Annotated in this window: 5 protein-coding genes and 1 pseudogene; 1 reads left to right on the forward strand and 5 read right to left on the reverse strand. The window is 36.5% G+C overall.

Annotated features, from left to right (window positions below; genetic code table 11):
- The 4 genes and pseudogenes from A3EM_RS44920 to A3EM_RS0137380 all read right to left on the reverse strand — a co-directional run.
- Positions 1-403, reverse strand: a pseudogene (locus A3EM_RS44920) (alginate export family protein); the annotation flags it as partial.
- Between the two features lie 198 nt (positions 404-601).
- Positions 602-1,108, reverse strand: coding sequence for a chemotaxis protein CheW (locus A3EM_RS0137370; protein WP_020533358.1), 507 nt, complete (start codon positions 1,106-1,108; stop codon positions 602-604).
- Entirely contained in the window at positions 1,105-3,144 is a 2,040-nt protein-coding gene (locus tag A3EM_RS46715; RefSeq protein ID WP_020533359.1) for a chemotaxis protein CheA, read from the reverse strand. Before A3EM_RS46715 ends, A3EM_RS0137370 begins: the two co-directional genes overlap by 4 nt.
- The gene (locus A3EM_RS0137380) at positions 3,131-3,532 is read right to left on the reverse strand and encodes a response regulator (RefSeq protein WP_020533360.1); all 402 of its coding nucleotides are present in this window, start codon (positions 3,530-3,532) and stop codon (positions 3,131-3,133) included. The genes A3EM_RS46715 and A3EM_RS0137380 overlap by 14 nt, the downstream gene beginning before the upstream one ends.
- 424 nt (positions 3,533-3,956) lie before the next feature.
- Here A3EM_RS0137380 and A3EM_RS0137385 point away from each other — a divergent pair, with 424 nt between their 5' ends.
- Positions 3,957-6,227: a ligand-binding sensor domain-containing protein gene (locus tag A3EM_RS0137385; RefSeq protein ID WP_020533361.1), complete on the forward strand. Its 2,271-nt coding sequence runs from the start codon at positions 3,957-3,959 to the stop codon at positions 6,225-6,227.
- Positions 6,228-6,289: 62 nt separating this feature from the next.
- Here the strand turns inward: A3EM_RS0137385 and A3EM_RS46720 are convergent.
- Positions 6,290-8,248 (reverse strand): ATP-binding protein (locus tag A3EM_RS46720; RefSeq protein WP_020533362.1); only part of this gene is annotated, 1,959 nt, incomplete at its 5' end.

Below are 8,248 nucleotides of genomic sequence, written 5' to 3' on the forward strand. Positions count from 1 at the left end.
AAACAGCAATATCATTCCAGTTTCTTTTTCCGAAAATCCTCCCATCGTCTAAAATCATGTGTTGACGTCCCACCTGGATAGAAAACATAGAACTTAACTGATATTTCAACCAGCCTTCACTGAGGTTAAAATTTGGCACATTGGCCCTTTCCCTGTCTTGTCCCCATATTCTGGCATTTTGAAGTGCAAACCTCAACTCTAATTTGTCTTTTTTATAGTCCGTAATCAGCTTACTTCGCTGAGAGCTCACAAAAGCAGGCTGCCGAGTGCTATCAAGTAAAATTCTGGAACCATCTCGAAATTCTGATCGAATCCTAAAATCAGCTTTTACAGAAAATTGTGCCTGGGCGGAATGAATTCCAATATAAATTAATAAAAGAAGTAATAAAGGTGTTTTTGTCATGGTTTTTAATGATTGGCTTCCAAAATTGAAATAAAAGTTAAATAAACAACATATCTTGTTGAATATCAATAAATTATATGTTTATTCCAATTTATATAATTCGAAAATTATCCTGCCTTTTTTCGATTTAAAAATGATTTTACCTGCTTAAAGAGTGATGATGTGTCTCGGGGCCTCTTAAACTGGGAATAGAATTTTTTAAGCTGGAGTGGATACTTCTTCAGACGTTTTTAGCAGATGAACCTCATCTATTGAAAAAGCTTTGTCCAGGTCAAGAATCATTAAAAATTCCTCATCTACTTTTAAGATGCCCTTAATGAATTCAATGGAATTCTTTTTCTCGATACTGGGGGAAGACTGTATTTCCTTTTCATCTTCCTCAAGGACTTCCAGCACTTCATCCACCAAAATTCCAAATTGAATCATTTCATTATTAATTTGAATTGCAACCACCACTATACAGGTTTCAATTTTTAAGTCAATTGCTGGTAACCCGAATTTTACACATGTATCAATTAATGGAAGTACTTTTCCCCTGAGGTTAATTACCCCTTTCATATATTCTGGTGCCTTGGGTACATGTGTTATTCTGGGCACTTCCAATATTTCAATCACCTTTTCAACCTCCATTGCAAATTTTTCCTTGTTTAGCCTGAAGGATAAAAAAGATTTTATATTCTGACTATTTTCTTCTTCCTGGTTCATGAATTTAAAGGTAATTTAGATTTAAGTTCAACTAGTTTATTGGTATCAAGTACCAATGCCACTGTCCCATCGCCCAGAATGGTAGCTCCGGAAATAAAGTCCTGATCTTTATAGTGTTGGCCAATGGGTTTCAAAACGGCCTGATATTCTCCTATTATTTCATCAGCAGTAATGGCCACTTCCTTATTTCTGTTTAAAACAGTAATTGCGATGGTATATTCAGGAGGGGGATTTCCATTTAAGGCAAGTTCTTCCCTGAGATTTATAAAAGGAATCTGCCTATCATCCAATATCAGAATATCATTAAAATTATGAAGGAGTTTTCCATAGGGAACTTCATAACATTTTTTTACAACCTGGATGGGAATTACAAAAAACTCTTCAGCAATTTTTACCAATAAACCATCAATAATGGATAGGGTTAAAGGTACCTTAATGGTTATTTTAGTCCCTTTTCCCTTTTCAGAATTGAGTTCAATTTCCCCTTTTAATTCTGTAATATTCTTCCTAACTACATCCATACCAACCCCTCTTCCGGAAACATCAGTGATATTTTTTGCAGTGGAAAACCCTGGTTCAAAAATCAATTCCATCATTTCCTTGGTACTCAGGTTGCGATTTTTATCCACAATTCCTTTCTGAACTGCCTTTTCCCAAATCACCTCGGTATCCAATCCTTTACCATCATCGGAAATATCAATGTGTACATTCGCACCGGAATAATATGCTTCAAATCGTATAGTTCCCTTTTCCGGCTTTCCAGCTTCTTTTCTAACCTCCGGGCATTCAATTCCATGGTCAATGCTATTCCTTAAAATATGCATTAAAGGATCAGTGAGCGAATCAATGAAAATCTTATCCAACTCAGTGTTTCCTCCATCCACGATAAATTCCACTTCCTTACCTAAGGCTTTAGAACTATCCCTAACCAGTCTTCTTAACCTGCCCATCATGCTTTCAATAGGCACTAAAGTCATATCGAAGGTAATATCTCTAAGTTGGATAATATGCCTGTCCATATTTTCCACCAGGTTTTCAAGTTCTGGTATATGGTATTTTTCAGCAAAAAGGGAAAGGCTTGCCTGATCAGTGACTAATTCACTCACCAGGTTCATTAATTGATCTATCTTATTCGTATTTACCCTGATACTGCTTGACTTTAAATTAGGGTTTATTACAGGATCCGGGGTATTAATTTCTTCGGTTACTTCAATCTCGGTATGTTGAATTGAATTGCCAAATGCGTTTAATTCATTGATTTTTTCAGCGGGAGAGAATCCCTTAATACTTTCCAGAAAAGGTTCAAATTCTTCTTTTTCAAATAAGTTGGAATCTGCAATTTTATTAATTCCAAGATCTACATCACTATCTATGAACATGAAAAGATCTTCCAGGTCCTCTGCAGATTGTGGACAGGCTACATAAATATCCCAATGCTGAATTATTTGGGCCTCTTCATTTTCTTCTGTGATAAAATGAGGATTATTTTGGGATGATCCCAATTCGGTAATCTCCTCTATTATATTAAAAATTGGATGGTTTGAACTTTCGCTTAATTTTATTTTAGGTATTATAGAAAGATAAAATGTACAGCAATCATCTTCAATTTCCTGTATAGTGGAATTACAATTTTTCTGCTCAAAGTTTTTTACTTCATTCGCTATTTCTTTTGATAAAATATTGATCTCAGCTGAAATTTTATCGTGTTTAAGCCTTTCATTCTCATTATTAATTTCAGGATCACTCATTAATCTTTTCAGGTGATCCAGATACACTAATAATTTCCCAATTATTTCATCAATACTGGAAAGAGATCCCTGTCTTACACCATCTAAAATAGATTCAATATGATGCGCAAAATCCCCTAGTTCTTTTAGGCTAAAGATATAGGCCGCACCCTTAAACGTATGTAAGGCTCTAAAGGCTTCCTCGATTAGTGCTGGGGCAGCATTGGTTTCATAATTCAATAATGCCTGCTCAGCGATTTCAAGTTGTTCGTTTGCCTCTTCAATAAACAATTTATCAAACTGACTCATTGGACTGGCTTTTTTCTATGCAGTATTTAATTTGAGTAATGAAAGCTTCGATTTTATAGGGTTTTTCTATCCAGGCATCAAGGCCAGCAGCTTTTGCTTCCTTCATTTTCTCTCTACTCGTTTCAGAAGTGAGTAATACAAAGGGGATGTTTTTGAGGGAATTGGATTTTTTTACGGACTCAAGAAATTCAAATCCATTCATTTCAGGCATATTATAATCAGACAAAATAAGATCAATTGGCTGATTGCTTCCTAACAAAAAATCTAAGGCTTTTTTGCCATTTTCGGCTTCTGTAATTTCAAAACCGTGGGTTGTAAGGGTATTTCCAAGTACTCTTCTTATACTTTGAAAATCATCGACAATTAAAATTCTTGGAGGTTTATTCATCGTTAGTTGTAGGTATTTTACCTAGGTGATTTACTGTTAATAATAGATAATGTCCTAATAACACCCCAGAGAATTTAATATTATATGAAATATTATAATTTTTGAAGGAAACCCTCTGACAACATCTAATTGAATTTTAATGATTTAGAACTAAAGTTTGGTTCCGGGCATAGAATTATTCTTGTTTCGATTTCCCAATGCTCTTTTTTAAGGGAACAGGGAATATTTTCGAAAGAATATCTTATTCGAAAAAGTTTTCAAAATTGCTGAACAGACACATTGGATAGTCGGAGAATTCTGGGAATTCACACCGCAGAGTAGCCTCTTTCTATTTCTGTTTAGTATTATTTAAAAACCAGGGAAACACTTTTGCAATCGCAATACTATACCAAGAATTGAAAGACGACAAGAACTTCAACTTTCCATGTTAAAAGCATTAAAATTCATTATTACCTTTTTATTGTTTTACCAGTTTGGATGTACAAATAATACAGTCAAAAAGGAAGAACTTAGTGACACTGCCAACGGGCCATATCGAGATACCTCCTTTCAGCAAGAATATCATCAAGGTTTTGTAATCAAAGAGGATAATGCAGAAACCAATGATGTCCGAAGCGTTCAACCAGACAAAAAGGGCAATATTTGGATCGCCACTAAAGGGGGTGTTTTCCAGAAAAAGAAAGGTGAAGAAAAATGGGAATTGATGATTAGCGGAGAAAACCATGGCCCCGCCTATGATGTAATGCTTGACAAAAACGGAAAAATTTGGGCTGGAACCTGGAATGGTATTTATTCCTTTCAATCGGGAGAAATGGTAAATGAAAAAGAGCCGGAACCCCCAATTTCCAATGTTACAGAAATATCAGGAATGGTTTATGCCTTCGGCCCGAGGGGAATTTGGGCATACCAGCAAGAGAAATGGGAGAAAAAAGATTATCCTGTTGCCAAATCCATTCGGGAGGTTTTACCAGCCAAAAATGGAGGCTTTTGGTTAGGCACTGATGTAGGTTTATACCTATGCAAAGATGACAAGACCAAAGTTTTTCAGGATAGAGCGGATTTGGTAAGTGCCTATGTTACAGGTATAGCATACAGTGATGATGGGAACTTGTGGGTGGGAAGTTTGGGAGGAGTGGCTATTCGAAATGAAAAGGAAAAAATTGCTATTAAATTACCAGAAAATGGTATTCCAAATGGGAATGTAACAGTGGTCAAAAAAGCACCTGATGGAAAAATGTGGGTGGGGACCGATTACGGAATCAGCAGGTTTACGCCTGGAAAGGCAGAGTATTCTGTTCGGTTAAGCAGGCGATGGCTGATGTCAAATGAGGTACGTGATATTAATTTTGATGATGCTGGAAATGCCTGGATTGCTACAAGTAAAGGTGTGAGTGTAATCATGAAAAAGGAAATGACACTTGAGGAAAAGGCGAATTACTTTTATCAGCAATTGATCACCAGGCATGTAAGAGACCCCTGGATTGTAGGCCGGTTTCGGCTGGAAGTTCCCGGAGATACTACTACCCTAGTCCCTGAAGACGATGATAACGATGGGGAGTACACTTCAATGTATCTGGCTATGGAATCCTTTCGCTATGCAGTAACGGGAAATCCTCAGGCAAAAGAGAGGGCAAAAAAATCTTTTGATTTCTTATATTATTTACGAGAAGTAACCGGAAACAATGGCTTTTTCGCGAGGACCATTATCCCTGTTTCATGGGAAAGGTCACATGATATGAACAGGACCTATACTCCACAAGAATTAGCCGAAGAATTGGTCAAAAATCCCAGACATAAACCTGTTGAAAAGAGATGGCATTTGTCAGAAGATGGGAAATGGAAATGGAAAGGAGATACCAGTAGTGATGAATTATGCGGACATTTTTTCGGATATTATTGTTATTATAATTTTGCTGCAGATGAAGCAGAAAAGAAAAGAATTGCCAGCCACGTGGATAAAATAATGGACCATCTCCTTCAGAATAATTTCAACCTAATAGGCGTAGATGGAACCCCTACAAAATGGGGAGTCTGGTCTCCAAAAATCCTAAATCATGACCCTGATTGGGCTCAAGAAAGAGCTTTGAATTCTCTTGAGATTCTATCCTTTTTGAAATTTGTTTACCATATTACAGGAAAAGAAGTTTATCAGGATGCTTATATCAATTTGATTGAGAACGAAGGCTACCTGGAAAATGCAAGGAAATTATTTACAAAAAACCCGGCCTGGGAAACTTATTTTGATATTTACCTGGCGCTTTATGTTTATCCTCCCTTAATTAAATATGAAGATAACCCAGCGCTGAAATCAATATATGAAGAGCACCTGGATGAATGGTTTAACAAATACAAAAATACCAATAGCCCTCTTTTAAATTTCACTTATAATTATCTCAATGGGGGGCAAGATGGCCTGGAAAGTTCCCTCTTTTTCCTGAAAGATGCACCACTTGATTTGGTGGATTGGGAAATAGATAATGGTAGCCGGGAAGATTTAAACATAGTTCGTAAACCTATTCTTGAAGAATTGCAAGTGGATGAATTGAGACCTCCGAGTGAATACCGAACCATGCGATGGGACCGAAATCCCTACCAGATAGTGGCAGGAAATCCTGCTCAGGAAAGGGATCCAGTTTACTGGCTTCTACCCTATTGGATGGGTCGTTATTTGAATTTGATTGAGAATAGCCAATAAATTAATGAACTCAGAAGGTTTCGATTCAAAAAATAAGGTTGCTAATGAAAGGTATGGTCTTGTTAATTCTTTTGCTCTACAGGGAGAATTACGGTAAATTTGGCCCCTTCTCCTGCCCGGCTTTCTACCTTTATTTTACCCTTGTGGGTATCAATAATATTTAAAGAAATGGATAACCCCAATCCAGTTCCTTCTCCCACATCTTTGGTCGTAAAGAAGGGTTCGAATATATGAGAAATTGTTCTTTTATCAATACCAAACCCAGTGTCTTCTATTATTATGCTAATATATTGGTTGGTTTCGTCAATAGCTGGTAAATTATTAATCCAGTTCTCCTGTTCATGATTGGCTTTATACGCTTGAGTAGTAATGGTGATTGTGCCCCTGCCTTTAAGGGCCTGAATGGCGTTACTCAACAAATTCATAAACACCTGGTTGATTTTTGATGGAGAACAGGCTACCATTGGAATCTGTCCGTAATTTTTTTGCAGGATGATATCTTCTGTGAATTGATGATGGAGCAACAATAAAGTTGATTCTAAGCCATCGTGGATATCATAGATCACAAAATTTCCATCGTCCATTCTGGAAAAGGTCTTTAACCCTTTTATAATTTCGGCAGCCTTTATCGCTCCATTGGAAATATTTTCAAGAACCCTTTCCGATAACTCTACTTTTGTGTCCAGAACAAGCTCTGTTTTCAAGTCTTCTATTTCTTTAAACTTTTCATTAAAGTTATTTTTTGTATCAAGATTTCCATAAAGTCGAAGAATACTTAAAATATCATGTAATGCCCTTTTCAACCCAATTACCCCCGATTTAATGTAGTTAATTGGATTGTTGATTTCGTGGGCAATTCCTGCAGTAAGCACACCCAAAGAAGCCATTTTTTCAGCTTGCACCAATTGCAATTGGGTATTTTTTAATTTAGCATGGGATTCCTCAAGTTTTTCATACTGGGTACTAAGCTCTTCCTGATGGGAATTTAATTCCTCATTTTGTGCCTGAAGTTTTTTTGTAAGCAATTGGAGTTCCACCGACTTATTTTGTAGTTCTTTGGTTCGGGTTTCCACCATTTTTTCCAATTTGATGGTCTCATTTTTCAATCTGTTAATCCTCATCCTGACCAGTAGGAATAAAATTCCAGAAAAAACCAGAATAAGAGATAACTTAAACCAAAAAGTTTCATACCACGGAGGACGAATAATTACTTTCAGGGATTTTCCCTCTTCGTTCCAAAGACCATCATTATTACTGGCCTTTACCCTGAAAATATATTCACCCGGGGCAATGTGACTATAATGAGCAAAACGCTGGTTCCTTACCTCATTCCATTTTTCGTCAAGGCCTTCCAGCATATAAGCATATTCCACTTTTTCAGGAGAAGTGAAATTTAAGGCAGTGAAATGAATGGTAAATCCGTTTTGATTGTGGTCAAGGACTAATTTATCCATCCAGTTGATATGCCGGTCGAGAGGGGAATTTTCTCCAAAAATTTCAACTTCCTCATTATAAATTTTTAATGCTGTAAAATGAACCTCAGGGACAACTTTATTATCTACAATACTATCTGGATGGAAAATATTAAAACCATTAATTCCTCCAAATATCATTTCTCCATTTTGGAGTTTGTGATAGGCGTTGGGGGAAAACTCATTGTCCTGCAAGCCATCATTTACATTGTAATTTCGAAATGTTCCCCAATCAGAAGTGTTGCTTAAATGGTCAATTTCGAGGTTTTTTGGAGGTGTAAATTTTGAAATGCCATTGCTGGTGGATAACCAGAGATTCCCTTTCCCATCTTCTAAAATTCCTATAATAAAGCTACTGGGAAGCCCCTGCTCGGTATTAAATGAAAAAAACTTTCCACTTTTCCTGTCCATTAAATTCAACCCATTTTGAGTTCCTACCCAAAAATTGTTACCTGAATCTTCAAAAATGGCAGTGATCATGGAATGACTAATACTGTGCTCTACCTCTTCATCCTGAATATAAATTTTTCTTTCATTATTTTCGGGATT

The organism is Flexithrix dorotheae DSM 6795, from assembly GCF_000379765.1.
Lineage (GTDB): Bacteria > Bacteroidota > Bacteroidia > Cytophagales > Flammeovirgaceae > Flexithrix > Flexithrix dorotheae.